The organism is Marisediminitalea aggregata (genome assembly GCF_900129565.1).
GTDB classification, from domain to species: domain Bacteria; phylum Pseudomonadota; class Gammaproteobacteria; order Enterobacterales; family Alteromonadaceae; genus Alteromonas; species Alteromonas aggregata.
The window spans coordinates 760480-787353 of record NZ_FQWD01000003.1; the positions used below are offsets into that span (position 1 = coordinate 760480).

Consider the following 26874-nt stretch of genomic DNA (forward strand, 5'->3'; position numbering starts at 1 on the left):
GTTAACATCTGGAGCGTAAACTAACCCAACAATCATGTTCAGTCAACACTAATCAAACACAAACAATTGAAATCAACTGTTATAAAAATAGAACGCGAACGAAAATTTAATATTAAATAACAACAACTAACCAGCTATTCAGCTTGTAATAGAACAAAAATTGATAGTTGGCATTAAAAAGATCAATGTGCAAAAATTTTGTAAAAAAATGAACGGTGTGCGTTTTACGCACACCCACTTTCAAATAAGAAACAATCAATTCATTGCAAATTCATTCACTCACACTATAATCGATTGCAACGAACCATTTACAATTACCATTAACCGGCAAGTCAATTATCCGACAGAATTGACATCGATAACAAAGACAATACTGTTATTCGCATAAAATTGTGTCGGAAAAGCTTGCCTGAACATCGGAGCTTTTTGCTTGTGAAAAACGTGTTCTACACATTGGCAGCGTTATTTCTGTCAATAAACCTAATCGCCTGTAGCATGGCATCGTCGCCTGGTGACGTCGCCGACTCAGCACTTTCGCTATACAAGTTAAGTACTGATTATACCAAAACGCCACTAGGCACAGATGTCCGGGCTCCTCGATTCAGTTGGGCAATGGCTACCTCAACGCCCGAGCGTAATGTAAAACAAACTGCATATCAGGTAGTAGTAACTGATGAATGGGGTAACACCGTTTGGGACAGTAAGAAGGTAAATAGCGCTTCGTCCATTCAGGTTGAATACGCCGGGACAACGCTAAAGGCAAGAACGCGTTACAACTGGACGGTGACAGTGTGGGACAACCAAGACCGCCAAACCTCAAACGCTTCATGGTTTGAGACTGGTCTGCTTGATCCCACGCAGTCGGCCTGGCAAGGCGCTAAATGGATAGGCGCCCCGGAAGGCAGTATTACCTTTCACCCGGACTACCTGCCACTGTTCGATTTAACTGCCGGGATAACCATTCCGGCGGGTAATCACATGGCCGGCGTTGTATTCGCCGCCAATGATCCAAGGCTGATGACACCACATTTGAATGTTTATCAGCTAGCGAATAACCACAATGAAAGCTACTTTAAAGTCGTGCTGGATGTAAGTGGTTTAGCAGAAGCACCGGCTTCACCGGCAGAACTGCGCGTTTATCGTGCAGGCTACACACCGGATGACAATGCAAGTGTTCCGGTTGCGACCTTCCCAATAAAAGCCGACGTTATTGATGCAAACAATGCTCACCAGCGCCATGCGCTAACCATCCACAATGAATACGGTACGCTTACCCTGCAGGTCAATAATCGCAGTGATTTCTTTATTGGCGCTGATGATATCCCAGCCTCACCTTTCGACATGCTGTTTCCTCCGTTGATAAAAGGCGCAAAGGTCACCTTGAATCCGCTCGGCCATAACCATGACAACCTGACCTACGGCATGCTTAATGACATTGGCTTTTATGTTCCTCAGGGACAGACTGCGTACTTTGATTCGTTGACCGTTCGCAATATTCACGCACCAAACAACGTAATTTTCGATGCGTCGGTAACTGACGAGTCGCAAAACCTGTTCGCTGATATTCCGCAGGTTAATGTCGACCAGGCACAGTATGTAGTAACTGCCGGCGAAAACGACGCGCTGATCACAGCTCACCCACCAGCCAAAGGTGCGCCGGTGCTGCGAACGGCTTTTGACATGCCTGCCAAACCAGTCAAGAAAGCCCGGCTTTATGCAACAGCCAGAGGGATCTACGATTTCTATATAAACGGTAAACGCGTCAGTGATGACTACTACAATCCGGGACTCACGCAGTACAACAAAACCCACCTTTATCAAACCTACGACGTCACGCCGTTTTTACAGAATGGCAAAAATGCCATCGGCGCAGTACTGGGTGAGGGTTGGTGGAGCGGCTTGCTCAGCTTTGGTAATACCTGGAATGCGTTCGGCGACAGACAATCACTGCTGGCACAGCTAGTGATCACCTATGAAGATGGGTCTGAACATGTCGTGACAACTAATGAGCGTGATTGGCTATATTCGCAACAGGGCCCGGTTCGCTATGGCAGCCTGCAAATGGGTGAAGTGTATGACGCTCGCCTGGAAGATGATTTTGCCCGCTGGCATTCCGCCGATTACGACACTTCCAACTGGAACGCTGCCGTTGTTGTTCCTCTTGATGGTTCCGTATCGAAAAATGTGCGCCCTAATATGGCTCGTGAGAGCCAGAGTCTGGATTACTCGCAAATGCAGCTTATCGGTCAAATCGGTGAGACTGCTGGCGTATATACCACACTAACCGCGCAGTCGGTGAAAGAAGTGAAACCCGGCGTTTACATTTATGATATGGGGCAGAATATGGTTGGCGTGCCTTCTTTGCACTTCCCCGAAGGAAAAGCCGGTCAAATAGTCACGCTCAGAGTGGGCGAAATGCTCTATCCGAATTTGCCGGAGTCAGGCCCGAATGTGGGTATGCTGATGACAGAAAATTATCGGGCCGCATTGAGTCAGGATATCTATATTATGAAAGACGGCGAGCAGCATTATTCGCCGCGCTTTACTTCTCACGGTTATCAGTATCTGGAAATCAGTGGTCTGGACAAGCCCCTTCCACTTGAGTCAGTGCAAGGTTTGGTCACCAGTTCAGTCCAATCGTTGACCGCCTCTTACGCGTGTTCAGATGACACGGTCAATCAGCTTTGGTCGAACCTGGTTTGGTCGAATATAGACAACTTTTTGTGGGTACCCACAGACTGTCCGCAGCGCAACGAACGCATGGGCTGGTCGGGTGATATTAATGTATTTGGCAGAACGGCGACCTATGTCAGTAACGCTTCGCCGTTCTTGCGTCGTCACTTACAGGCCATGCGTGATACGCAATCCACAGATGGACGTTATGCTGACATCGCGCCTGTCGGTGGCGGTTTCGGCGGCATATTGTGGGGCTCCGCGGGCATTACTCTGCCCTGGGAAAATTATCTCCAGTATGGAGATACCAGCATGCTTGAAGAGCACTACAATTCAATGCAACGCTACATGACCTACCTGGAAGGGACGATCAACTCGGTAACGGGCCTCATTATGGATGCAGGCTTGGGCGATTGGCTTGGTCCGCAAAACTTCCAGTTAGGTTCAGCGTACCTGGCCAGCGCGTACTATATTTTTACGTTAGACATTATGTCTGAAGTCGCAACGGTCCTGGGTCACGACGAAGACGCCGCCTTCTATGCACAATCTGCGAACACGCGACGTGAACATTTCGCCAACACATTTGTGAATGATGAGCAAAAAGCCTTGGGTAAGGTGAGTAATGCCTCGATGTTCGACGCCATGGCCGGAGAACTGAAGACAGTGGTCGCAGACACACAAACCGCTTACGCTGTTGGCCTGGCCATGGGCGCGTTTGAAGACTCTGCAAAAGACACCATGGCCGCCAACTTAGCGAGAACAGTGTCGCAAGCCAATGTTGACGACAACGGCGTGGAACGCCCGCCCTACTCACTGATGACGGGCTTTATTGGTACTGCCTGGATCAGCCAGTCGCTGAGTGAGTATGGTTACAGTGAAGAAGCCTATAAACTACTGTTAAACGATCAGTATCCGTCGTGGTTGTATCCGGTAGAGCAAGGTGCAACCACTATTTGGGAACGCCTGAATGGCTACACGGTAGAGAATGGATTTGGTGGCAACAACAATATGAATTCATTCAATCACTACTCGTTTGGCGCTGTGGGCCAGTGGTTAATGCAATACAGCGGCGGTATTCGCCGCGGCGAGCCGGGCTTCAAATCGTTTGTACTGGCACCGGAAATAGACCCGACAAACAGCATTACCTGGGTCGATGCCAGCTACGACTCCTTGTACGGCACCATTGTGAGTCAATGGAAACGTGAGGGCGATAAGCTGATCTACATGGCGACTGTGCCAGCCAACACAGACGCCCGGCTTATCCTGCCAGCGTCCTCTGTGTCGCAAATTACAGAGGGCGGAATTGCGCTTACCGAAGCCCCAGGTATCTCTGATGTTCATGCAACAGAGCAAGGCGTCTCAATGACATTAGGATCGGGTAAGTACAGCTTCACGATTACCCCGTAACACAGCCTCTTTGGCACGTAAATACAACAAAGCCGGGCTCGTTAAAGTAGCCCGGCTTTTTTATTTGAATTTGTATTAGTGCTGGCTTTTCGCCGGTTTAACACAGTTAAACACGCAATCCGCTATTACTGCGCGGTGCACCACTTACGGTAAGAGAACCCATAAAACGCGATATACAGATAGCATACCAGCGGCACGATAAAGGCAAACTGTACGCCAATAGCATCGGCCAACACACCTTGAAGCAATGGTACGATAGCGCCACCCACAATCGCCAGACACAACAAGCCTGAACCTCGGCTGGCGTCGTTGTCCATGCCCTGAATAGCCAGGCTAAAAATTGTAGGGAACATAATGGAGTTACATAATCCCACCGCCAAAATAGCCAGCATGGCGAACTTGCCACTGGTCAGCATCGCCAGCGAGACCAGCACAACAGATCCAACTGCATGCACACCTAATACCTTAGCTGGCGAGAAGCGCGTCATGACTGCCGCGCCAATGAACCGTCCAACCATAGCGCCGCCCCAATAGTAAGCGACATAATTCGCAGCCTCATGCTCAGGCAACCCCATAACGGTGGGTTCACCAATAAAGTTAACCAGAAAGCTACCAATAGCAACTTCTCCACCTACATAAACAAAGATGCCAACAGCCCCCAGCAGCAAATGAGGGTAAGCCGTAAGCGGCGTTTTTACTGCAGTTTGGCGAGTACCTTGTTCATGAATAGCCGGCAACTTCAACCAGGCAAACACCAAAGCGAGCGCAAATAAAGTAGCTGCCAGGATCAGGTATGGCATCTGAACGCCGGCGGTTTTCTCGGCTTCCGTTGATGCCTGAGACACCGCAGCTAAAATTAACGCACCACCTATTAATGGGGCAACGGTAGTACCTAATGCGTTAAATCCTTGCGTTAGTGTGAGTCTGGCAGGTGCGGTTTTGGCAGCGCCCAACGCGGCAACATAAGGATTAGCCGCCACTTGAAGTAGCGTAATACCGCTGGCCAGCACAAACAGCGCCAGCAAGAAAAACGGATACCAGTGAAGTGCTGCAGCAGGATAGAACAACACACACCCTATCCCCGCTACGGTTAATCCGCCCACCAGGCCTTTTTGGTGACCAATCCGATGCACGATCGCACCGGCTGGCACCGACATGACAAAATAAGCGGCAAAAAAGCAGAACTGGATCAGCATTGCTTCCGTGTAATTTAAATCGAACTGCGCTTTTAAATACGGGATCAGAATGTCATTCAGACAAGTGATGAATCCCCACATAAAAAACAAACTGGTAAGTGCGCCCAATGCGAAGCGGTAATTGCCCTGCGAGGAGCTGGATTGCGGTGTACCGGGCATAGAAACGGCCATGCGGTGTTCTCCTGGATAATGAATACAATAAAGCTCCCGGGCAACTGATTGCCGGGAGCTTTGATTAGCAGGTAGCGTAAAATGCTACGGATTAATTAGGTGTTACCGGGGTGAAATCTCAGCCACGGGTGCAGGTGGTGTCAGGGTCGCCAACACTTTCTCAACAACGATGGATTCGGGAATATTTACCGTCACCTGTTGCGCGATATTCTGGGAAGAATGCCCTACGTGGAAGGTGTAGTCTCCCGCTTCCACCACCCATGCTCGTTGTTGTTCACTGAAGGAAGCCAACTGTTTTGCTGTTACTGAAAACGTGAGCATTTCAGTCGAGTCAGGTTGTAAAGACGCCGTTTTGTTAAACGCAACCAGCGACTTGCTGGCTTTGGGCAGGTTACCAGCAGGTGCAGTCACATATACCTGAACCACTTCTTTACCTGGCAGTTTACCTTTGTTACTCACGGCGGCTTTGATAGTAAATTCAGCCGGATTTTCAGATGGCAGCACCGTAACCTTGCTGATGCTGAAATCGGTATACGACAAACCATAACCAAACTCGTAGGCCACCGGGACATTAAAGCTGTCGTAGTACCGATACCCGACATAAATACCGTCTACATAGTCGAACTGCATATGCTTACCAACAAACAATCCGATATACGGATCTTTTACTGTTTCTTCAGACGTTGGCTTCCCCGGGAATACGGTGGCTGTCGGATTGTCGCTGTAAGCGAGCGGGAATGTCGTTGCCAGACGACCTGACGGATTGACTTTGCCTGTCAGTACATCCACCAGCGCATTGCCTGCCTCTTGTCCGCCTTGCCAGGGTAAGACAATCGCGTCAACGTGCTCTCGCCAACTCGCGACTTCAACAACACCGCCGGTATTCAGCACTGCAACAACGGGCTTACCCGCTTTGTGATAGGCTGCGCTCACTTGGGCAATCATAGACAGTTCGGCGTCGGTTAAGTTGAAATCCGCGTCAAGTTTGCGATCCTGAAATTCGCCTGCATTTCGACCAATTGTGATCAGGCCGACATCACTGGCTTCAACGGCATCACTCAACAACGCCTCTGGCACACTGAACTCAGGCAGCGGAGATTGCAGTTCAAAAAAGTGTTTCTTGGGTGGTCGCTTAGCAGCTTCTGCCGCCATGAACGCAGTATAGGCTTCTTTCAATGGCTCGAACACCGGTACATTAGCGTTATTCAGGCCATCGACCAACGACACGGTATAAGCCTCATTTACATCACCACTGCCGGTGCCCCCGGCAATGAAGTCATAACTGGTGTTGCCAAACGCAGCGATTTTAGTATCACTTTGGATGGGAAGCGCGTGATTGGTATTTTTCAGCAACACCACCCCTTCTGCAGCTGCCTGTCTGGCCACCTGCGCATGCGCGTCTAAATCCGGCTGGTTGCTATAGGCATAGTCATTATAGGAAGGCGACTTAAGCAGCGTCTCGACGATGCGCTGTAAGTTGCGGTCTAACGTGGTTTCTAGCAACGTGCCATTGTTAACCGCATCGATGATAGCCTGGCGCTGATCGGGCATACCAGGCATGATCAGGTCATTGCCCGCCTGCATTTGCGCTGGGGCACTATCACCGGCAAACCAGTCAGTCATCACCAGCCCTTCGTATCCGAATTCATCGCGCAACACTGTTTCCAGCAACACTTCATCCTGGGAGGTGTAGACACCATTGACCTTGTTATATGACGTCATGATCGCCCAGGGCTGAGACGCTTCAATGGCAATCTCAAAACCGCGCAGATAGATTTCTCGATAGGCTTGTTCGTTAATATGGGCGTCCAGCCACATACGACTGGTTTCGGCGTTGTTCGCAACAAAGTGTTTAATAGTAGTGCCCACGCCATGCGCTTCGACACCATTGACAATAGAAGCGGCCATCAGCCCGCTAACCAAGGGGTCTTCCGAGTAATATTCAAAGTTCCGCCCTGCCAACGGATTGGCATGAATGTTCATACCCGGAGCCAGAAAGAGGTCAACACCGTATTCTTTCACCTCTTCTCCCATGGCATCGCCCACCTGTGTAACCAGTGCGGTATTCCAGGTTGACGCCAGTGCAGTCGCAATGGGGAATGCAGTAGCGAAATAGCTTCCGGTATCATTGTCTCTGGTAGGAGAAATGCGCAGCCCAGCAGGTCCGTCGGCCAATACCATTGCTGGGATGCCTAGCTCTGGGATCGCAAATGTTGATCCAGCAGCACCCGGGACTTTCTCAGAGCCGCCCACGTTATTGAGCTGGAAGCCGGTGCCAGTTAGCAAGTGAGCTTTTTGCTCAAGCGATAACAATGAAATCAGATTTTTTGCGCGACTTGTTACATCCAGCGCCGGGTTTTCGTAATCGTCCATCACACCATTTTGGTTTCTGTCAGTAAAGGCTGTCTCAACAGAGGAAGTGTTAGATGTGGTATTACTGCCACCACACGCAGATACGCCTGCAACAGCACAAGCCAATAAAGTTCGCTTAAAAAATGAAGTCATAGTAGTTCTCACAGAATCGCCAAAAATGACATCGATATCATTTCAACAGTACAGAAATTACGAGCCAAGTGACGAATTACATTGTTAACAAGATAAATACATCCTGCAACTTTATGACATCGATGTCAATTTGGGATTCATATTTATTTAACAAATAGCCAGAACTTGAATTAGCTGGTCGTTTTACGACAAACAAAAATCATCAATAATGTTTTATTTGAACCGATTTGCGTTAAATGCGTTTCGATGTTCTCAAAAGTGAATAAAGTCGATAAAATGAATAAAAGCGAAGCGTCTGGCAAAAATTTGGCCAGACCACAAAAGCACCCTACACAATAAATTAAAAAAGGTTAGCACATGGGTAAGGCGACAATCGGCGATGTTGCGAGAGCAGCCGGCGTGTCTGTTAAAACGGTATCCCGGGTCATCAATAACGAAAGCGGTGTAAAAGACGCAACACGTCAACGCGTCGCGGAGATCGTAAAGCAACTGGATTACCGGCCTAATCTGAATGCCCGTAGCCTGCGAACCCGCCAATCCTACCTGTTGGGCGTTTTGTTCGTCGACTACAGTGGTAACTTCTATTCACACAGTATTCTTACCGGCGCTATCGAGGCCTGTGATCAGGCCGGTTACAATTTGCTGATCCGTCCGTTAAAGATTAACGACGAAGGGTTTGAGCCTATCATTAAGCAGATGCATGAACGCTCGAAGCCCGACGGCTACCTTATTTGCCCGCCACTGTGTGATGACCCGAACGTCATCTCTCTGATGGATGAATTGGATGTGCCTTATGTGCGAATCGCGCCACTTCATTCAGAAGGTTCTCCTTATGTTCGCTGTCAGGAAGAGGCCGCGAGTCAAAAAGCGGTGGAACATTTAATTAACCTGGGCCACCAGCGCATTGCGATGCTCAGTTATTTGAAAGGTCACGGCGCTGGCGCCTGGCGTTTGGCTGGATATAAGGCCGCCCTGGACAACTATAATATTCCCATTGTGTCAGAATACATCGAAGAGTATGGCTACGACGAAGAGCCCAATATTCTGGACACGGTGATCCGCAGATTGCTCACAAAAACCAGCGTCCGACCCACCGCCATATTCTGTGTAAACGATACGCTTGCTGCATCGGTTTACCGTATTGCCAGCCAGATGGGCCTGAAAATTCCTTACGATATTTCAATTGTAGGATTTGACGACGACCCTATGGTGGAAAACCTGTGGCCTCCCCTAACGACCATACGTCAGCCCATTTCTACCATGGGCAACTATGCGGCCAGAATGCTGATTAAAGCACTTGGTAACAAGCAACAGGCGTTGGAGTTACCTACTTTAGACTGTGAGTTGGTGTTGCGAAGTTCAACCGGGCCTTACTTGCCAGATTAAATCTCCAGTTTGAGTTTAAGGACTAAACTACGACGGTGCTTTCGTCCGCCACAAATTGCATTCAGACACAAAAAAGGGCCGAAACGGCCCTTTTTACTTGTCTTGAATCAGACTTATTTCGCCAGGCTGGCCAGCAGTCCGTTTAAGTTTTTAACAAAGGTCGCCGGATCTTTCAGGCTACCCTGCTCTGACAGTGCAGCTTGGTCGAACAATACCTCAGTCCAGTTCTTGAACAAGGTCTCATCCTGGACATCAGCCAATAACTTCACTAACTGGTGCTCCGGGTTCAGTTCAAAGTGATACTTCACTTCTGGCACAGGCTGTCCAGCTGCTTCCATCAGTTTCATCATCTGAGTAGTCATACCGTTGTCATCTGCTACGATGCAAGCAGGCGATTCGGTAAGGCGGTGAGTAAATTTCACGTCCAGTACTTTCTCGCCCAGCGCGGTTTTAGCACGCTCTAACACTCCTTCGATTTGCTTCTCAGCTTCTTCCTGTGCTTTCTTGGTTTCTTCGTCATCAAGATCGCCTAAGTCCAGGTCGCCGCGAGCAATTGAATGCAGTTGCTTACCGTCGAACTCGTTCAGGTGCTGCATTAACCACTCGTCAATGCGCTCACCCATTAGCAATACCTCAATACCTTTCTTCTTGAAGATCTCAAGGTGAGGACTGTTTTTCGCAGCCTGGTAGCTGTCAGCAGTCACATAATAAATTTTCTCCTGACCTTCTTTCATGCGAGAGATATAGTCAGCCAGAGACACGTTTTGCGTGCTACTGTCGTTGTGTGTTGATGCAAAGCGTAATAAGCCTGCAATCTTTTCTCTGTTCGAGAAGTCTTCTGCCGGGCCTTCTTTCAACACATTACCAAACTCGTTCCAGAACAGCTGGTATTTCTCTGCGTCATTTTTGGCCATACGCTCAAGCATTTGCAGAACGCGCTTAGTACAACCCTGACGCAGGGTTTGCGTGATCTTGTTGTCTTGCAGAATTTCACGCGATACGTTCAGCGGCAAATCGTTGGAATCGAGCAAGCCTTTCACAAAGCGCAGATAAGTCGGCATGAACTGCTCAGCGTCATCCATAATGAATACGCGCTGTACATACAGCTTCAGGCCGTGGCTCTGCTCTCTGTTCCACAAGTCAAACGGCGCTTTGCTTGGAATATACAGCAGGCTGGTGTATTCCGTTTTACCTTCCACTTTATTGTGCGCCCAGGTCATCGGGTCAGCAAAATCGTGGGAGATGTGCTTGTAGAACTCGGTGTATTCTTCGTCGGTGATTTCAGACTTGTCGCGTGTCCACAATGCCGTCGCTTTGTTTACGGTTTCCCATTCACCTGGCTGACCAGGGATTTTCTCACCGTCCGGCCCTTCGGTCTCTTCTACCGGCGCTTTCCACATTCTTACCGGAATACTGATATGGTCGGAGTATTTGCTGATAATCGAACGCAAACGCCAGTCATCGGCAAACTCTTTTTCATCATCGCGCAGGAACAACGTAATTTCAGTGCCGCGCGTCTCTTTGTCGATGTTACCGACGGTAAAGTCACCTTCACCGGCAGAGGTCCACTCAACACCCTGATCAGTTGGCTGACCGGCAGCCCTTGTGCGAACAACAACTTTGTCTGCAACGATAAACGCTGAGTAAAAACCCACACCAAACTGACCAATCAACTGAGAATCTTTCGCCGAATCGCCCGATAGTTTGCTGAAGAAGTCTTTGGTACCAGACTTCGCGATAGTACCTAAGTTTTCGATAACTTCATCGCGGGTCATACCTATGCCGTTATCGGCAATAGTCAGCGTGCCAGCGTCTTTGTCGACACTCAGTTTTACGCATAGATCGCCATCGTTTTCGTACAAGCTGTCATTTTCTAATGCTTTAAAGCGCAGTTTGTCTGCCGCGTCAGCAGCGTTAGAGACAAGCTCACGTAAAAAGATTTCCTTGTTCGAATAGAGTGAATGGATCATCAAATGCAGAAGTTGTTTTACTTCCGTTTGAAATCCATGAGTTTCTTGATGGGCCACGTCAGCCATAAACCAGATTCTCCTAGTCAGATAGAATAATTCAGAAACGAAAGTGTGGACGCGAAGAGGGAATTTCAACCGTGCAGAACGAAAAAACCAGCAAAAAAGTAAGGGTTAGAGCAAAGGCTGATTAGAAAGCGTGCAACTCATTGCTGGTTGCACGCTGAATTAGGTAAATTAGAGTGTACGGCGCCCGGAAAAGGCATGGGTAAGTGTATTGCCGTCAATATATTCCAGTTCACCACCAATAGGCACACCATGGGCGATTCGACTGGCAGCAACCTCGTGTTTTTGACAAAGCTGAGCAATGTAATGTGCGGTAGCTTCGCCTTCGACCGTGGGGTTGGTGGCCAAAATCACTTCTTTCAATGATCCGTCGGCAATGCGGGTTTCCAGTTCATCCAGGCCTATTTCGCCAGGCCCGATACCGTCAATTGGCGACAGATGTCCCATCAGTACAAAGTAAGTCCCTTTAAAGGACATGGTTTGCTCAATGGCCATCACATCCTGCGGACTTTCCACTACGCAGAGCTGGCCGCTTTCCTGGCGTTGTGGATGCTGACAGATGTCGCACACACTTTGTTCGGTAAAATTTCTGCACTGCTGGCAATGACCGATGTGCTCCATGGCATTATGAAGGGCTGCACTCAATGTAAGTGCACCATCGCGATTGCGTTCCAGTAAGTGAAACGCCATGCGCTGCGCGCTTTTGTTGCCTACCCCGGGTAAGCAGGTAAACGCGCTGATTAACTCAGCCAGCATTGGACTGTACTTCATAAAATGCGTGCCTTTTCTAATTAACGTGTATTTGTTAAAGCGGATAAAGTCATGCTTTAACGTTATGTTCGTATAGTAAGTCGAATTATAAAGAAATCCTGACGGATTGTTAGGTTTTACTCAATTTTAGAACGTGACAGTAGTGCCTTAACACTCACTACAAGCTACTACTACTAACTACGTACTTTTCCACTAAAAGATTGGTAAAACGTGACTCGGGATCGTACCTCTTTTTTACTTCTCTTAACTTGGATACACCTGGATAGGCTTGCTCGAATTGCGCCCTGCTTGCATGTAACTGATAAGGTAAATAATATCTGCCACCAACAGACAATGTGGCATCTATCATTTCACCGCTCCACTTCGCCACATCCGCCCTGCTTTGTACGTCAGTTCCCTGCCTGTAATAAACAACAAAAGCAAAGACTTCCTCCGGTGCCCAGGCCAACATTGACCCGGAGTCAGCTAAAGCATGACGAATGGATACGTTGATTATATTCGCGTCACTCTTTTGGAAAATAGCTCTCATTTTGGGAACGAAGTCTGCGAATCGATCTACCGGCACAAAATACTCTCTTAGCGCATAAGTAAATCGCTCACGCGATGTCGGTTCGAGCTCTCTGATGTCATAACTGGCTTCGTAGTTACGCCACTGAACCGCATCAAAACTATATAACACTGGTTCCAGTACATGTTGCCGCAACCACTTTCCAAATGTCGACTCTGCGACAAACGCAGCAACCTTTGGCTGCCACCAATACTCCGCATTCGAGGAGATCAGCCGATCATCTACCGTTAAATCATCGGTTGTTTGTAACCAGCTTACACTACGTACAGAAGAATAAGCCGGGGGAAATAAATCGGCGTTGTGAAACACCACGTGATCGTTATTTCTGATTTCAGACGAGAAAAATACGGGGTATTCAGAAACCAACATATCCTGCGTTTGACGACGCACTTTGGTATTTGATTCCAGCCAAAGTGTAACTTCTGTTATAACGCCTAAAGACCCGTAACCACCAATCGCACCGAAATACAGGTCAGGATGACTATTTCTGTCTACCAGAATTTCTGAACCGTCTGCCACCACAATTTTAAAAGAGCGAATAGAGCGTATCATTGGCCCTTCGCCAATGTATCGACCATGCACGTTTACCGATAGTGAACCACCAACCGTGAAATTAGCGTAAGTCTGCATAATTTTTACAGACAAATCATGTTTATCAATAATCTCCTGTAAATCTCGCCAACGAATGCCTGCCTGAACCGTTACCCACTTTTCCTCAACGTTCAGGTCTATGACTTTGTTAAAGTCACGCATATCGATGTGCAGACTATCAGGGTACGCCGTTTGGCCACCTTGACTGTTTCTTCCCCCACCAATTGAAACGGGGCCGGTTGTTTTCGCAATAGCCGCAATTACTTCTGCGGAAGTAACAGGCCGAATAACTTTCGATACACTGATGGGATTAAGTTGCGTGACATCATTGACTACCCGCTCATCCTGATTTGCTGGAGCAGCAGGTGTGAAGTCCACTAAGATATAAGTCGCGAGTGCTGCAATGAGCAATGTGAATGTCAGCAGCACACTGATGAATTTGAGCGCAAATTTCATAAAAGTCCTTTTATATTCGCTATCTCCATTAATTCACAGAATGTCTTGTTTTGCAATTTAGAGAGATTGGCTGGATTCGCCTTTGGTCACAAAACTAAAAAGCCCCGGTGAAAACCGGGGCTCTCTAAAATTGTGTTGCTTGGGAGATCTCCCTAAGCAATCGTCTAAATACCAGAACTTAAAACGGCATTTTGAAGCCAGGTGGCAGTGGCATACCGCCCGTTACTTCTGACATTTTCTCTTTAGAAGTTTCCGCAACACGACGCGCGGCATCGTTGAAAGCGGCAGCGACTAAATCTTCAACCATGTCTTTGTCGTCGTCCATTAGAGACTCGTCGATGTCTACGCGGCGTACGTTGTGGTTACAGGTCATCGTTACTTTAACCATACCTGCGCCTGATTCGCCAACGACTTCCAGGTTAGCTAAGTCTTCCTGGGTTTTCTGCATGCGCTCCTGCATTTGCTGCGCTTGCTTCATGATGTTGCCCATTCCACCTTTAAACATAATCTTTTCTCACTCTTGTGTAGTCAATAACACTATTTCGATTAAATATTAACGAGGTTCAATGCTGTCTTGCACAACCTCTGCGTTAAATGCGCCGATCATCGCCAGAATGGTATCGTCTTGCTGAATCACTTGTCTGGCGTACTGTTTACGCATTTGATTAATTTGTTGTTGTATCTGATACGGCGTTTTTTCAACGTTGCCGTACACCAGCGTTACATTTACAGGCTTTGATAATACACTGTTCAACGCTTCAGTTAGCTGCGGCACAGTCCCCTCATTTACCAAATGCTCCTGGCTGGGATCCAACGTCATGGTGACGTTCTCGCCTTCTTTGGCAAACCGGGAGTTTAACGCTATTTGCTTTAACAAACCGGCAATTGGCATTGCTTCAATTAGTGCGCTCCATTTATCGATTTGACTGGCGTGCAATAATTTATCGCCATTCTCCAGATATGGGGGCAAGTCACTGTCAAATTCAATAGCTGTAGGCTGGGTTGTTGATACCTCTTGCGGTTCATTTGCCACAGGCGGCGTATTGCTTTCGGAAAAATCAGGTTGTGACTGCACGTCCGGTTGCGCATCTACAGCCGCAGAGAGCTCTGTAGTAAGCTCACTGGGGGCCTCTTTAGTATCGACTATGCTATCAACACTTTCAGTGTGAAAGGACTCTTCAGCACCTGCCGTTACCCACGGTGGTGGCTCATCGGCGGCTTGCGTTTCTGTATTTGTAGATGTGGCTTGCTCGTGTTCGTTTGTTGCAACAGGTACAGACTGTTCCAAACGCGGTTCCATGCCAACGGCTTCAGATTCGACACCGGCGTCAGGCTTTGGTCGCTCTGGCCGCTGCAGTGTGCGTTCCTCACTAGGTGGCTTTTTTGCGGCCGAGGCTTTGTCCTCCATGGCCTGCTGTTTCAGGCGCTGGCGCAAAGCGAGCATCGCTTCTGTTGAGGCGGCTGCGGGTTGAGGCTCACTGGGTTGTTGTGATTCCGGCTCCACATTCTGTCCAACTGACTCAAAGTGCTGTGGCGGCATGTCTTGTGGCATGTCGTAACCACCGCTCTCAGGCGGATAGTCGTAATGGTCGTCTGGCGGCCCAACCTGACTCTGTCGACGGAAATCCTCAGCCTCGTCCATTAACTGTGCGGCTTGGGCATCGAGGTGTTGCGTTTCTTCGTCTTGCGGCTGGAACGCAGGTTCGTTTTGTGGCACTTCCGGCTCGGATGGCGCCGCGGCGTTAGCCACAGACACACTGTTATCTTGCACCGGCGCAGCAGTATCTTGAGGCTGTTCATTGGCCTCCGGCTCTGGCGCGGCGGCAATTTGCTCAACCGAGGCCTGGGGCGCGGTTACATTGCCAGAATTGTGTTGCGTTTCCGGCTCAGGAGCGACCGGAGAAGCTTGGGTTGTAGCGCCACCAGATGCCGGAGGATTAGCGATAACCGTCTCTGCGTCGTCGATGGGCGTTACTGGCGCAAAGGTCATCATACGCAGGATGGTCATTTCAAATGCGCTGCGTCCGTCGCCGGCAAAAGGCAAATCTTTGCGGCCTTGCAAAGCAAGTTGATACAACAATTGCACTTGCTCTGCAGGCAGACCTTTAGCGAGCTGATAGATAGCTTTTGCAGACGTAGTTTCCAGCTTACAGGCCTCGGGCACCCACTGGGTAAGCGCGACCTGATGTAAAATACTGGCGACTTCTGCCAGCACCTGACTGAAGTCTGGTGCCATCATGGCAATGTCTTCTATTTGTGCCATTACTGCACTGGCGTCTCGCTTCACCATTGCGAACAACAGCTTGAGCACTTGCTGACGGTCCATCAACCCGAGCATATCGGTAACAACGCTAGCCGTTACCTGGTTATTGCCCTGCGCTATGGCCTGATCGGTTAGGCTCAATGCATCGCGCATACTGCCTTGCGCTGCACGGGCCAATAAACTGAGTGCAGGCGCTTCAAAGCTCACACTTTCCTGTTCAAGAATGTGTTGTAACTGCTGGGTGATCTGCTCGCGGGATAACGCTTTTAAGTTAAACTGCAAACAGCGGGACAAAATGGTGATCGGCAGTTTTTGCGGATCGGTTGTGGCCAGCAAAAACTTAACGTGTGGAGGCGGCTCTTCGAGGGTTTTCAGCAATGCATTAAAACTGTGCTTCGACAGCATGTGCACTTCGTCGATCAGGTATACCTTAAACTTGCCGCGGGTGGGCTTGTACTGCACATTGTCCAGCAGCTCCCGGGTATCCTCGACCTTGGTGCGCGACGCGGCGTCGATCTCAAGCAAGTCAACGTAGTTACCCTGCTCAATTTCCTGACACGTACCGCATTGCCCACAAGGGTTTGCACTTTGCCCTTGTTCACAGTTCAGGCTTTTAGAAAATATGCGGGCAATCGTGGTTTTCCCCACGCCCCGGGTACCGGTGAACAAGTAAGCATGGTGCAACCGGTCGTTTTGCAATGCATTGGTGATGGCAGAAACCACGTGCTCCTGCCCTACTAACTCACTAAAGCGTCCGGGACGCCATTTTCTTGCCAGTACCTGATAAGCCAATCTAAGCTTCCTTACTCGCCTTCGAATTCACAGATGCAATACGGCTCAACACCCAGCTCGGTTAAACGTTCGTAACCGTTCAGTTCAGGCAAGCCAATAACAAACCCTGCGTGCTCAACTTTACCGCCCAGATTGCGGATCAATTTGGCCGTGGCAGAAATTGTGCCGCCGGTGGCTAACAAGTCGTCAATCAACAACACTTTGTCGCCCGGTGATATCGCGTCTTTGTGAATTTCCAGCGTGTCTTTGCCGTATTCTAATTCATAGCTTTCGCTAAGCACATCACGAGGCAGTTTGTTAGGCTTACGAACGGGTACAAAACCGATGCCTAATTCTAATGCCAGTGGCGCTCCAAATAAAAAGCCACGTGCTTCAGTACCCGCTACTTTGGTAAAACCATATGGCCGATACTTGTCCAGCAACATAGCTATGCACTGGCTGAATGCCTGATAGTCTTCAAGTACGCTTGTGACATCGCGAAATTGAATACCCGGTTTCGGGTAGTCAGGCACCGTTTTTACTACTGATTTAATATATTCTGAACTCATGCCGAATCCTTTAATTATTCCGGCAAGGCTTTAAGAAAAGTAGAATGTAAACCAACCAGCAATCGTTGGTAATAATGGGAAGGCTAGCAGTGCAACTACCGCCCCCAGAAAATACCACCAATTAAATACTTCTTTAAAATCTTCGTTACCAGCCATGAAAAATTCCAGTTAATTTAAGCCTAAAAAATGGCCCTAAATGGTAATCGAAACGAAACCTAATTGACAGAGGTAATGCGCTAAGCAGTCAAAATCTGACCATTCACTGAGTGTATTGTTGTAAGGGAATCTGAGCAGCTTACATCAACCCGAAGGCGCCCTTGTTAAGCTTCTGTCACGGCGCCACAGGTAAGCCATTGACTAACAAGCTGCTGAACGCCTTGTTGTACGGTATTTAACGGCAATCCGGCGGCTTGCTGATGAACCCGCTCACACAAACGCTCAACTGAGGTAGGTTGCTGGTTGAGAAGATCAAACGTGAGTGCAGCCAATGGATTCAGGTGCTGAAAGCCAACGTGGTGTTCACTGTCTCTGTAAAGTAAGTAAAAATGTTGCTCGCCAGGGGCTTCCGGTTGGAAATCCGGGCCAATCATGTGCACCGGATAAGCGTAACCGGCTAGTTCCGACAACGGCGAACTGCGCACGTAGTCGGGTATTGTTTCTCCTCGCCAATACGTAACCGGGCTGTCGGTTTTTCTGACCGATAACGCCAACTCCAACCATTCATAATGCGCCAGCTCTTTCAGAAACACCGGATCTGATGATGTTGGTTCATAAGCGTTACTCAGAAACTCAACAAATTCTTTGCTGATATCAATGAAATACGGTGAACGGCATGGGTGCTGTTGAAAAAAGGCACGCACCAGTTGCTGCCAGTTATCGCTACCGTAAAGCGAGTGTAATACAGGGAAACCGTTGCGAATAAAGCCTTCAACATTGTTGAAGAACAGCGACTGGTAAATAGCCAGTCGCCTTTGTGTATCCTGGTCTTGCTCACTGGTTTGCTCAGGAAAGCGGATCGCGGTGGCGAGTTCAGTGAGTTGTTCAGTTAAACGCAATTACGCTACTCCCACTTGTTCGTTAATCACCTGTTGCTGTATCGATTTAATTCGCCTGACTTCCTGCAGCAGTGTTTCCAATGGGGGTATGTTAAAATCTCGCTCTAGCAGCGTTGGGAACACGTGATGTTGCCGATATGCATAGGCCAGTAACGCCCATACTTCTTCAATAACATCCGCACCGTGTGTATCAACACGCAGATCTTCTGCCTCTTCGTAATGTCCGGCAATATGACCATATACAATTTTATTGCCCGGTAATCCGTCGATGAACGCTTTAGGGTCGTATCGATGATTTATGCTGTTCACGTAAACGTTATTTACGTCGAGCAAAAGTGAACAACCCGACTCAGACAACACGGCGTTAATAAATTCTAACTCTGTCATCTGCGCATGAGCCGTTAAATAATAGGAGACATTTTCGAGTACCAGGGGCCGTTCGATAATATCCTGCACCACATTTACCCGGTCTGCCACGTAACGAACGGCTTCCTCGGTAAACGGAATGGGCATCAGGTCGTACATATGGCCTTGTGCGCTACAGTAACTCAAATGCTCACTGTAGAGTGGAATGTTATACCTATCCAGGAAATGTTTTACGGCTTTCAGGAAGCGATGGTCCAAGGGATCAGGACCGCCGATTGACAGCGATAATCCGTGCGTCGATAACTGAGCCTGCCTGGCACACCGCTCGAAATCTTCACTGAACTTACCACCTAAGGGTATCCAGTTCTCGGGCGCGACTTCCCAGAAATCGACCTCGTCGGGTAACACAGGAAGTAGCTCGTCGAGCATCTCCCTGCGAAGTCCCAGGCCGGCACCTTTGATCGTTTTCATAGTGTTGGGCTGTTAAATTAAACGTGCCAGATTAGGCTGCGCCACCACACTTACCTTCACCGCACTTGCCTTCTTTCTTAGCTTTGTCGCCGCCACATTTACCTTCGCCGCACTTGCCTTCTTTCTTGGCTTTGTCGCCGCCGCATTTACCTTCACCGCACTTGCCTTCTTTCTTAGCTTTGTCGCCACCACATTTACCTTCGCCGCACTTGCCTTCTTTGCTGGCTTTGTCGCCGCCGCATTTACCTTCGCCACACTTACCTTCTTTCTTGGCTTTAGTTTCACCGCATTTGCCTTCGCCACACTTGCCTTCTTTTTTCGACTTGGACTCGCCGCACTTCCCTTCGCCACATTTGCCTTCAGCAGCAAATTGCATATAGCCAGACTCAAGTTGCTGCGCACCGAAAGGATTAGCACTTTCAGCAAAAGAAGCAGCAGACAAAGAACTTAAAACAACAGCACCAATAGCGGTTGCAACAGACGTTTTAGTTACTGATTTCATAGGTACACTCCAAAAAATATATTCACGTTGTGGTCACACTTACAAGATAAGACCGACGTGCTTTTCAGAATATTTCAAATAGTTTGAAAATTTTGTTTGTGAATTAGAGAAAATATTAACACAGCGGGCTAACATTGCCCGCTGTTGAAGGATTATTTTACAGTAAAGCAGTGGCTACACTTAGCCGATGTTAAGACGATGCCTGGTAACCAATGCGGAAGCCACCCCAATGTTTATTATTAACATAGATGGGCGCAGACAAATCGTGCATCACTTCGCCAGTATCGCGCTTATAGGTTTGTAACAGGAAGCTCTCGGTATTCTTACCACACCGGGAGCCGGTATAGTCGTTGAAAATACGTTTTGTTCTGCTTTTCGCCAAATCGACGTCGTAGTTTCCTGTCATTGGGTGCGCAAATTTTTTGTTGTGTGTCGGGAAATACCCGTTTATATCTACAGCGCCAGCGTAAATAATAAAATCATTGCTATCCAGAATGGGCTCCTGAATGGCAGGTAAATGCTGATCGGTAAAGGTATCGAATTGCGTGGTGTACTTTTGTGGGTTAGTGTTTGGTACCGGCTTGTAGTTAAAATCAAATAAGTCCCGCTCAGAAATCTTACCGGATGCTATCGCCTGTTCAAACAACTCACCGATTTTCCGGGCCGCCTCTTTGGCAATACGTTGTACCTGGGCATTGCGGTTATGTAAATCGAACACTTGCAATTGGCGGAAGATGTCTTCAGTTTGATGGCTCAGGGCCAAAACTTTCTCAGACACATCACTCAACTCAGATTCCAAGTGTACGGTATTTTCACTTAATTGAACCGCATTTACGCTGATGCCCTGATTCGCTTCACCATGTTGATTTACCGTGTCTTTCATCATGGACATGGTACTGGCAGCCAGAGTAGACGCTTCACTTGCAGCCTCAATGAGTGCCGACGATTCACTAATAATTTGCGACATTTCATCACCGGCTGATGCAACCCTTTCAATTGCCTGCACCGAATTCTGGCTATTTTGATTGATTTCGTTAAGTACGTCGTCAATGCCCTGTGTGGCATCGGTAGTTTTCTTAGCCAGATCGCGTACTTCGTCAGCGACTACCGCAAAGCCGCGCCCCTGATCACCAGCGCGAGCAGCCTCAATAGCCGCATTCAGCGCAAGCATATTCGTTTGATCGGCCAGTTGGTTGATGGTTGTAGTAATACTTCCTATCGACTCAGCACTGGTTCTTAAGCTCATCAACATAGCTTTAGAGTCGTTGATTTGTTGACTTAATGTCTCTTGTTGGGCGAGAAGTTGAGCAAGTAATGCGCGACTTTTCTGTGTTTTTTCATCCGACGTCTGAATCGTTTCCTCAGCCTGGCCGGCATACTCGATTAGTTCCCGGTTGCCGGTTTCTATCCGCTCGATTCGGGACGCAATTTCTTGCACACTGGCGACTTGTTGCTTAAACATAGCTGACAACTTGTCGAGGAAATGTGAGACTGTGGCACCGCCAATAGCAATGCGACTGGCAGAATTACTGATAAGTTCGCCGGTTTTGACCATATGGCCATCGTTTTGCTGTACTTCGGCCGGTACTGATTCTTGAGCGTCTTGTAGAAAGTAACTGCTGACTGCGCTTGCAATGCCGGCCACAATAGCGGCTATCCACCAGGGCGTAGCCAAGATCCCTAAAACCGCCAGAACAACACCAACCACAAATAACTGAATAATTGAATTTTTCACGGCAATGGACTTCTTCTTAGTGATTATATTATTGTCTCGATAACTATAGACTAACTTCTATTAGTTATCGCCATTCTAGCCGCAAATGTTAATTTTTTGTTTAGTTCTTTGGTCTGATAGGTATTAGACTTAAGGAAAGAATTGGGCGGGTAAAAGAGTGCCCCGTCGGGGCACTCCACAGCAATGGATTAACCCTTCGCTTGTTCAAGCATTACTTGTATACGGCGCTTGAAAGCAGGTAAAGGATTAGAAATGGCTTCTAACACATCGGTAGCAGATTGCTTATCACCGGTTGCCAGTAACCCTTCTGCGTAATCCATTGCATAGATAATGTTTTTGTTAGAGCCCTCGTAAGCCTGTTGCAACCGCTTGATTGCCAGGCGGGTTTGGTCAGAGTGCAACAATGTCATTCCACTCAAATTCAGATATTTAGGGTTACTGTTATCCAGCTCAATGAGTTTTCCCGCGTATTCAATGGCTTTGTCGTGTTGCTCTTGTTCCATTGCCAGTCTGGACAAGGAGAACAACACAACTTCGTTGTCTTCACTATACGACAGCGAGTCTTCGTATAATTTTATGGCGCGCTGCGGATCGACCTTGTACAAATCATTCGCCAATAAAATGCGTATAACATTGTCATACGGATGATTCTGCACATGCTGTGACAACATAGCACGGGCGTCATCTTTTCTATCGAGTTTGAAATACAATGCGCGAAGTAACGTCGCATATTGGGTGGTAGGCTGGTCGGCATAGAAACGAGCGACCTTGGGCAAAGCGACTTCATACCTGCCAGCAAAATAGTCCAGTTTCCCCTCTATGCCTTGTTTTGCTGTTGCAAACACACCGTCTACTTTCATGCCGGCCAGGGTCAGGCGCGCCTCTTCGATTTGGCGTGTTTCAATTTGCCAGTCTGCAAGTTGTAATTTGATTGCCGTATCGTTAGGTGCCAACTCCAGCGCTTTATCGATGACAAACTTTGCTCTGCCAAAGTCTCTGTTAGCCAGAAAGAACTCAATTAAACGGTAATGAACCGTAAGGTCCTGAGGATAAGCTTCGCGCCATTGTCGCAGCACATTAAAATAATCCTCGAGTATCTTCTCTCTTTTAGTGACTTCCGCATACAGCTGCCAATAACGTTTAGAAAGGGAGTCAAAGCTGGCATACAAGCTATCGAGCTCATTCAATGCACGCGCTGAAAAACCTTGGCGATATAGGGTTTCGGCATACATCATTCTCACCATTTCATCGTCGTCACCTACTGCACTCGCCTTTTCAAGCAATGGGATAATTTTGTCTTCTTCACCCATTTGCTGAAGTGATGCAACACCGTACAGCAACGCTTGTATATTTGTGGGGTTATCTGCTAGCACGGTTTCCACAAAGACCATTGCTGCTTTTCCATCATTTTGCTTTAGCGCTTCATAAGCAAAGAACAAATTTGCTTCTTCGTTTGCAGGATACTGTTCCAATATTGCCTTATATATCGCGGCCATTTGTTCTGGTAAATTACGGGTCTTGGCGATCTTCGCTCTTAGCTGCAACGCAACCTGAATGGTTTGCTCGTTAGAAGCTTCCGCCTCTTCAATACCGTCAAGGTACTCTTCAGCTTGCTCAAATTGTTGCTCGGTAATTAATACAGAAGCAATGGATAACCTGGCGAGTAAATTCTGAGGGTTTGCATCAACCAGACTTTTCAATACGTCGAGGCCATTTTCATTACCAGAGAGGATCTGAGCGACGCCCTGATAATAGCTATCTGAGCCAACTTCGTTTAATGAAGCACTTTTATCCAGCAGCAATTGGCCTTTCTCGGCGTCACCACTTACTAATAGCTGGAACCCGGCACGCTCCATAATTGCTGCTGCTTGTGTATCCTGAGTGTCCTTGCTTCCCAGTACTTTAAAGGCCTTATCATTTTTTTTCAGCTTTACCAGCGTGGCTAAATACACCCTTTTTGCCACATGCCCTTCCGTTAGAAACGATTCGATTGGGTCTAAATAATAAAACGCGGCTTCCATATCCCCTGTAAAATAAGCTGACAGCCCGGCTAGTAGCTGACTCTGTGCATTATTACCTGAGATTTGAATAGTATTGGTAGCAAATTGAAAGGACTTAGCATAATCCTTGCGCTGGAACGCTAACGTCGCTGCAAGCAAGTTACTCACAGGCTCATCCGGATAGGCGGCAATCAAAGCATCTACTTTCTGTTGTGCCTCTTCAACTTCTCCGGCTTGCATTAACGCTTTTGCATGCAGGAAACTGGCTGGTAAAAATTGCTCGCGTCGCAGTTCATAAAGAGAAAGGGCTTTTACCGCTAATGGGTAGTTTTCTTGTAAGTAGCTCACTTTACCGACGAGCCACAACGCATCTGCAAAAACAGATTCAACGTTAATTATACGCTCGCCTATTTTGTTTAACGTATTCCGATCATCAGTGACAAGCGCAAGTATATAGTCAGTTGCCAGTGTATATTCCGAGTCCACTGCTGAAGGTGCACGCTCTATCAGTCGGCGCGCTGCTTCTAGCTTACCTAATTCTAAATACGAAAAAGCCTGATAAAAACGAAATTTATCAAGCTGTGACTCACGTGTTGCAGGTAGTAATTCGTCGACGTAATCAACTAATGACTGAAACGCCTGAGCAGTAAATAAGGCTTCTACCATAGGCCCGGCGACAATAGCTTCTTTAGCGCCGAGTTTAACTGAGCGTTTTAGTTCTTTAACCGCACTCAGACCATCGCCATTTGATAAATAAATCTTCGCTAAAAGCAAGCGCGGTTCAAGTTGTCTACCATCTTCCACAATCGCGTTTTTTAAAATAATAACGGCTTGATTATCATTGCCTTCTGACAATTGTTGCTTCGCTTCTGACAATAATTCTTCCGTTGAAGGCTTGCTACAACCACTCAACAAAAGTCCCGCAAAAGTAAGCGAGGTAAATATTTTGGAGTACTTCATGGTTTATATCTCTGACGTAGGCAATGTTGTTTTTGTTTTTTAGAGTAACGGAGTTTTGCTGCGCTTGCACCTAAGAGTTAATTTAAACATTGGCACACGTTTCTTTTTCTTATCCTTACGTCTATGTCAAATTATTTTACAAAGCATTACACCAATCACTCTAACTTATTGATTTTATTAGAAGGCATGATTTTTGCTAACAACATCACCGAACACTAGAAAATTCACACACAGTGTGGCACCTCTGAGAGTTCTTGGTTTTGTAAAGTAGTTAACAAGAATAAGTTAACAATCACCAAGGGAATTTGATAAATGAAGAAATACAATAATACTCTAGCGACATTGGCTGTTGCAGCCATTGCTGTTACTGCCCCGGCTGTGGCTGATCAATCGCTGATCAATGCTACTGGCGCGACACCTACTCCGTACATTACTGCTGGCAATGGCGCAGGATCTACAGACTGGGCTGCAGTTTTAGCACCTCGTATCGACGCAAACGTTACCAGTTCACGTTATACTGGTGTTGTTGCTATTAACCCAGTTATCGACAATGCGAGTTTTGTTTGTACAGGAACAGCAATCTCGCGCCGTCACATCTTGACAGCAGCACACTGTGTTGATGCTACTGACCAGGGCGATGCAATGCAGTTATACCGTCCTGAGAACCGTATTAATATCGCGTTTAACAACGACGGCGCGTATTATGAGTCAGGTAACGTAATGCAGGCACGTAGCGTTGTTATTCACCCTGACTACGACGGCTTCAATGTTTGCCCAGACGGTTCAGCTGGCTGTGTAAACGATGACGTTGCCATTATCACCCTGTATGACGACATCCCAGAAAATGTTGAAATTTACGACATGTACACTGGTTCTGTAGCAGCAACAGGTGCTGGCGCTGACGGTGATATCTTCAACATGGTTGGTTACGGTACGCGTGGTGATGGTTTCTATGGTTATTACAACCAGTATGACGATCCAAGTGTAAGTGGCGACATCGGTGAGCTGGGTTACGCAACGTTTGATGAAAAACTAACTGGTCAGAACATCGTAGACTTCATTGAAGGTGATGATGAGTCTGGTTTCGGTGCGCCTGCAGAAGTCTGGTATGCGGATTTCGACGGTTACGATGCTCTTTTCGATGAAACTATCAATACTTTTTGTGACGTTGACCTTGGTGTAGGCTCTATTTGTAGCACATCGTTAGACGAAAGCGTTGAAGCAAACATTGGTGGTGGTGACTCTGGTGGTCCTTCATTTATCTATGACGCACTGAACGATAAGTACTGGTTAGCAGCTATTAATACATTTGGTATTAACCTTGGCTGGGCACCTGGTGCATTCGGTGACCTGTTCGGTGGTATCCTTCTTGAGTCTTACATGGGTTGGATCAACGGTTACGTTGCTGCTTCTCTTGCTGCTCCAACACCTCCAGCTTTAACTCTGATGCTGTTGGGTGTAGTTGCTATCTTCGCACGCCGTAAGATGATTAAAGCCTAATATTAGCTAACTTAAAAACCTAAAAGCGGAATATGAGTAATTTCATATTCCGCTTTTTTTATGCCTCTGGTTGCGGCCATGTAGCCCACTCCATACTACAAACGCTTTCGGAGCTAAGCCTTGTGCCCCATCCGTCGTCCCGGCCTTGTGCCCCATCCGTCGTCCCGGCCTTGTGCCGGGATCTTATAAACAGGCTGTTTAACTTAATCAGGTTTGCTCTTAGGTCCCGGATAAATGCTGCGCATCTTCCGGGATGACAGTAGCGCGCTTCGCGCTTTCCGGGAAGACGGTTTTGTTGTTCGTACATTCAAAGAGTACGTCATGCCATACTTGTCCCCAAATAAAACGTCCCGTGCCTATGCCCCAAATACGTCGTCCTGGCCTCGTGCCCCATCCGTCGTCCCGGCCTCGTGCCCCATCCGTCGTCCCGGCCTTGTGCCGGGATCTTATGAACAGTCTGTTTAACTTAATCAGCTTTGCTTTAAGGTCCCGGATAAATGCTGCGCATTTTCCGGGATGACAGTGTCGCGCTTCGCGCTTTTCGGGATGACAATATGGGGGAATGCCGGTGATGATGTGTATAACCCGCACATACGAAAAAGGCCCACTCAAATGAGTGGGCCTTTCTCTTAATTGGGAGCCTGGCGGTGTTCTACTCTCACATGGGGAAGCCCCACACTACCATCGACGCTAACGTGTTTCACTTCTGAGTTCGGAATGGATTCAGGTGGGACCACGTCGCTATTGCCGCCAGGCAAAAACTTTTTATAACAACTTGGGAAAGCATTGATATCAGTGTCAATCAGAGTAACTTCACTACTCTAACTTCAATTAATTAGTCAGTCTTACCAACAACTTCTAAGTAAAAGCTACTTAGGCGTTGTATGGTTAAGCCTCTCGGGCAATTAGTACAGGTTAGCTTAAC

Annotated in this window: 17 protein-coding genes and 1 rRNA gene; 3 read left to right on the plus strand and 15 right to left on the minus strand. The window is 47.7% G+C overall.

Annotated elements, in window-relative coordinates; all coding sequences use genetic code 11:
* Nucleotides 1-432: 432 nt before the first annotated feature.
* Nucleotides 433-4080 (plus strand): family 78 glycoside hydrolase catalytic domain, encoded by a 3648-nt coding sequence (locus BUB81_RS11400; RefSeq protein WP_084526458.1) that lies wholly within the window; start codon nt 433-435, stop codon nt 4078-4080.
* 125 nt (nt 4081-4205) lie between these two features.
* Here BUB81_RS11400 and BUB81_RS11405 read toward each other — a convergent pair whose 3' ends face one another.
* A complete protein-coding gene (locus tag BUB81_RS11405) occupies nt 4206-5447 on the minus strand; it encodes a sugar MFS transporter (RefSeq protein ID WP_073322718.1) in 1242 nt (413 codons plus the stop codon).
* Nucleotides 5448-5549: 102 nt separating this feature from the next.
* Complete coding sequence (locus BUB81_RS11410; RefSeq protein ID WP_073322720.1) at nt 5550-7952, minus strand: beta-glucosidase family protein; 2403 nt, start codon at nt 7950-7952, stop codon at nt 5550-5552.
* A 357-nt stretch (nt 7953-8309) separates the two neighbouring features.
* Here BUB81_RS11410 and BUB81_RS11415 point away from each other — a divergent pair, with 357 nt between their 5' ends.
* Nucleotides 8310-9338 (plus strand): LacI family DNA-binding transcriptional regulator, encoded by a 1029-nt coding sequence (locus BUB81_RS11415; RefSeq protein WP_073322722.1) that lies wholly within the window; start codon nt 8310-8312, stop codon nt 9336-9338.
* A gap of 113 nt (nt 9339-9451) precedes the next feature.
* On the opposite strand, the gene htpG is transcribed toward BUB81_RS11415, so the two are convergent.
* The 12 genes from htpG to prsT form a co-directional block, all read right to left on the minus strand.
* A complete protein-coding gene (gene htpG / locus BUB81_RS11420) occupies nt 9452-11374 on the minus strand; it encodes a molecular chaperone HtpG (protein WP_073322724.1) in 1923 nt (640 codons plus the stop codon).
* Between the two features lie 168 nt (nt 11375-11542).
* Complete coding sequence (gene recR, locus BUB81_RS11425; protein ID WP_073322726.1) at nt 11543-12142, minus strand: recombination mediator RecR; 600 nt, start codon at nt 12140-12142, stop codon at nt 11543-11545.
* Between the two features lie 157 nt (nt 12143-12299).
* Nucleotides 12300-13757: an FAD-binding oxidoreductase gene (locus tag BUB81_RS11430; protein ID WP_084526460.1), complete on the minus strand. Its 1458-nt coding sequence runs from the start codon at nt 13755-13757 to the stop codon at nt 12300-12302.
* 178 nt (nt 13758-13935) lie between these two features.
* Nucleotides 13936-14262, minus strand: coding sequence for a YbaB/EbfC family nucleoid-associated protein (locus BUB81_RS11435; protein ID WP_073322728.1), 327 nt, complete (start codon nt 14260-14262; stop codon nt 13936-13938).
* A gap of 48 nt (nt 14263-14310) precedes the next feature.
* Nucleotides 14311-16812, minus strand: coding sequence for a DNA polymerase III subunit gamma/tau (gene dnaX / locus BUB81_RS11440; RefSeq protein WP_073322730.1), 2502 nt, complete (start codon nt 16810-16812; stop codon nt 14311-14313).
* A gap of 11 nt (nt 16813-16823) precedes the next feature.
* Nucleotides 16824-17360: an adenine phosphoribosyltransferase gene (gene apt / locus BUB81_RS11445; RefSeq protein ID WP_073322732.1), complete on the minus strand. Its 537-nt coding sequence runs from the start codon at nt 17358-17360 to the stop codon at nt 16824-16826.
* A gap of 30 nt (nt 17361-17390) precedes the next feature.
* Entirely contained in the window at nt 17391-17516 is a 126-nt protein-coding gene (locus tag BUB81_RS22490; protein ID WP_255052359.1) for a hypothetical protein, read from the minus strand.
* A gap of 164 nt (nt 17517-17680) precedes the next feature.
* Nucleotides 17681-18415: an HvfC family RiPP maturation protein gene (locus BUB81_RS11450; RefSeq protein ID WP_073322734.1), complete on the minus strand. Its 735-nt coding sequence runs from the start codon at nt 18413-18415 to the stop codon at nt 17681-17683.
* A complete protein-coding gene (locus tag BUB81_RS11455; protein WP_073322736.1) occupies nt 18416-19252 on the minus strand; it encodes an HvfB family MNIO-type RiPP peptide maturase in 837 nt (278 codons plus the stop codon).
* A 31-nt stretch (nt 19253-19283) separates the two neighbouring features.
* Nucleotides 19284-19754, minus strand: a complete 471-nt coding sequence (locus tag BUB81_RS11460; protein WP_073322738.1) for an HvfA family oxazolone/thioamide-modified RiPP metallophore — start codon at nt 19752-19754, stop codon at nt 19284-19286.
* Between the two features lie 190 nt (nt 19755-19944).
* Nucleotides 19945-21489 carry a methyl-accepting chemotaxis protein gene (locus BUB81_RS11465; RefSeq protein WP_139241563.1) on the minus strand — a complete coding sequence of 515 codons (1545 nt, stop codon included), beginning with the start codon at nt 21487-21489 and terminating at the stop codon, nt 19945-19947.
* Between the two features lie 188 nt (nt 21490-21677).
* A complete protein-coding gene (gene prsT, locus BUB81_RS11470) occupies nt 21678-24449 on the minus strand; it encodes an XrtA/PEP-CTERM system TPR-repeat protein PrsT (RefSeq protein ID WP_073322742.1) in 2772 nt (923 codons plus the stop codon).
* A gap of 312 nt (nt 24450-24761) precedes the next feature.
* Here prsT and BUB81_RS11475 point away from each other — a divergent pair, with 312 nt between their 5' ends.
* Nucleotides 24762-25949: a trypsin-like serine protease gene (locus BUB81_RS11475; protein WP_073322744.1), complete on the plus strand. Its 1188-nt coding sequence runs from the start codon at nt 24762-24764 to the stop codon at nt 25947-25949.
* Nucleotides 25950-26588: 639 nt separating this feature from the next.
* On the opposite strand, the gene rrf is transcribed toward BUB81_RS11475, so the two are convergent.
* Nucleotides 26589-26704 (minus strand): 5S ribosomal RNA (gene rrf / locus BUB81_RS11480).
* Nucleotides 26705-26874: the final 170 nt, after the last annotated feature.

Coding starts and splice junctions, on each gene's coding strand:
- recR (WP_073322726.1), bottom strand. CDS start 12,142: ATGAAGTACAGTCCAATGCTGGCTGAGTTAATCAGCGCGTTTACCTGC.
- BUB81_RS11460 (WP_073322738.1), bottom strand. CDS start 19,754: ATGAAATCAGTAACTAAAACGTCTGTTGCAACCGCTATTGGTGCTGTT.
- prsT (WP_073322742.1), bottom strand. CDS start 24,449: ATGAAGTACTCCAAAATATTTACCTCGCTTACTTTTGCGGGACTTTTG.
- BUB81_RS11405 (WP_073322718.1), bottom strand. CDS start 5,447: ATGGCCGTTTCTATGCCCGGTACACCGCAATCCAGCTCCTCGCAGGGC.
- BUB81_RS11475 (WP_073322744.1), top strand. CDS start 24,762: ATGAAGAAATACAATAATACTCTAGCGACATTGGCTGTTGCAGCCATT.
- htpG (WP_073322724.1), bottom strand. CDS start 11,374: ATGGCTGACGTGGCCCATCAAGAAACTCATGGATTTCAAACGGAAGTA.
- BUB81_RS11435 (WP_073322728.1), bottom strand. CDS start 14,262: ATGTTTAAAGGTGGAATGGGCAACATCATGAAGCAAGCGCAGCAAATG.
- BUB81_RS11455 (WP_073322736.1), bottom strand. CDS start 19,252: ATGAAAACGATCAAAGGTGCCGGCCTGGGACTTCGCAGGGAGATGCTC.
- BUB81_RS11415 (WP_073322722.1), top strand. CDS start 8,310: ATGGGTAAGGCGACAATCGGCGATGTTGCGAGAGCAGCCGGCGTGTCT.
- BUB81_RS11410 (WP_073322720.1), bottom strand. CDS start 7,952: ATGACTTCATTTTTTAAGCGAACTTTATTGGCTTGTGCTGTTGCAGGC.
- apt (WP_073322732.1), bottom strand. CDS start 17,360: ATGAGTTCAGAATATATTAAATCAGTAGTAAAAACGGTGCCTGACTAC.
- BUB81_RS22490 (WP_255052359.1), bottom strand. CDS start 17,516: ATGGCTGGTAACGAAGATTTTAAAGAAGTATTTAATTGGTGGTATTTT.
- BUB81_RS11430 (WP_084526460.1), bottom strand. CDS start 13,757: ATGAAATTTGCGCTCAAATTCATCAGTGTGCTGCTGACATTCACATTG.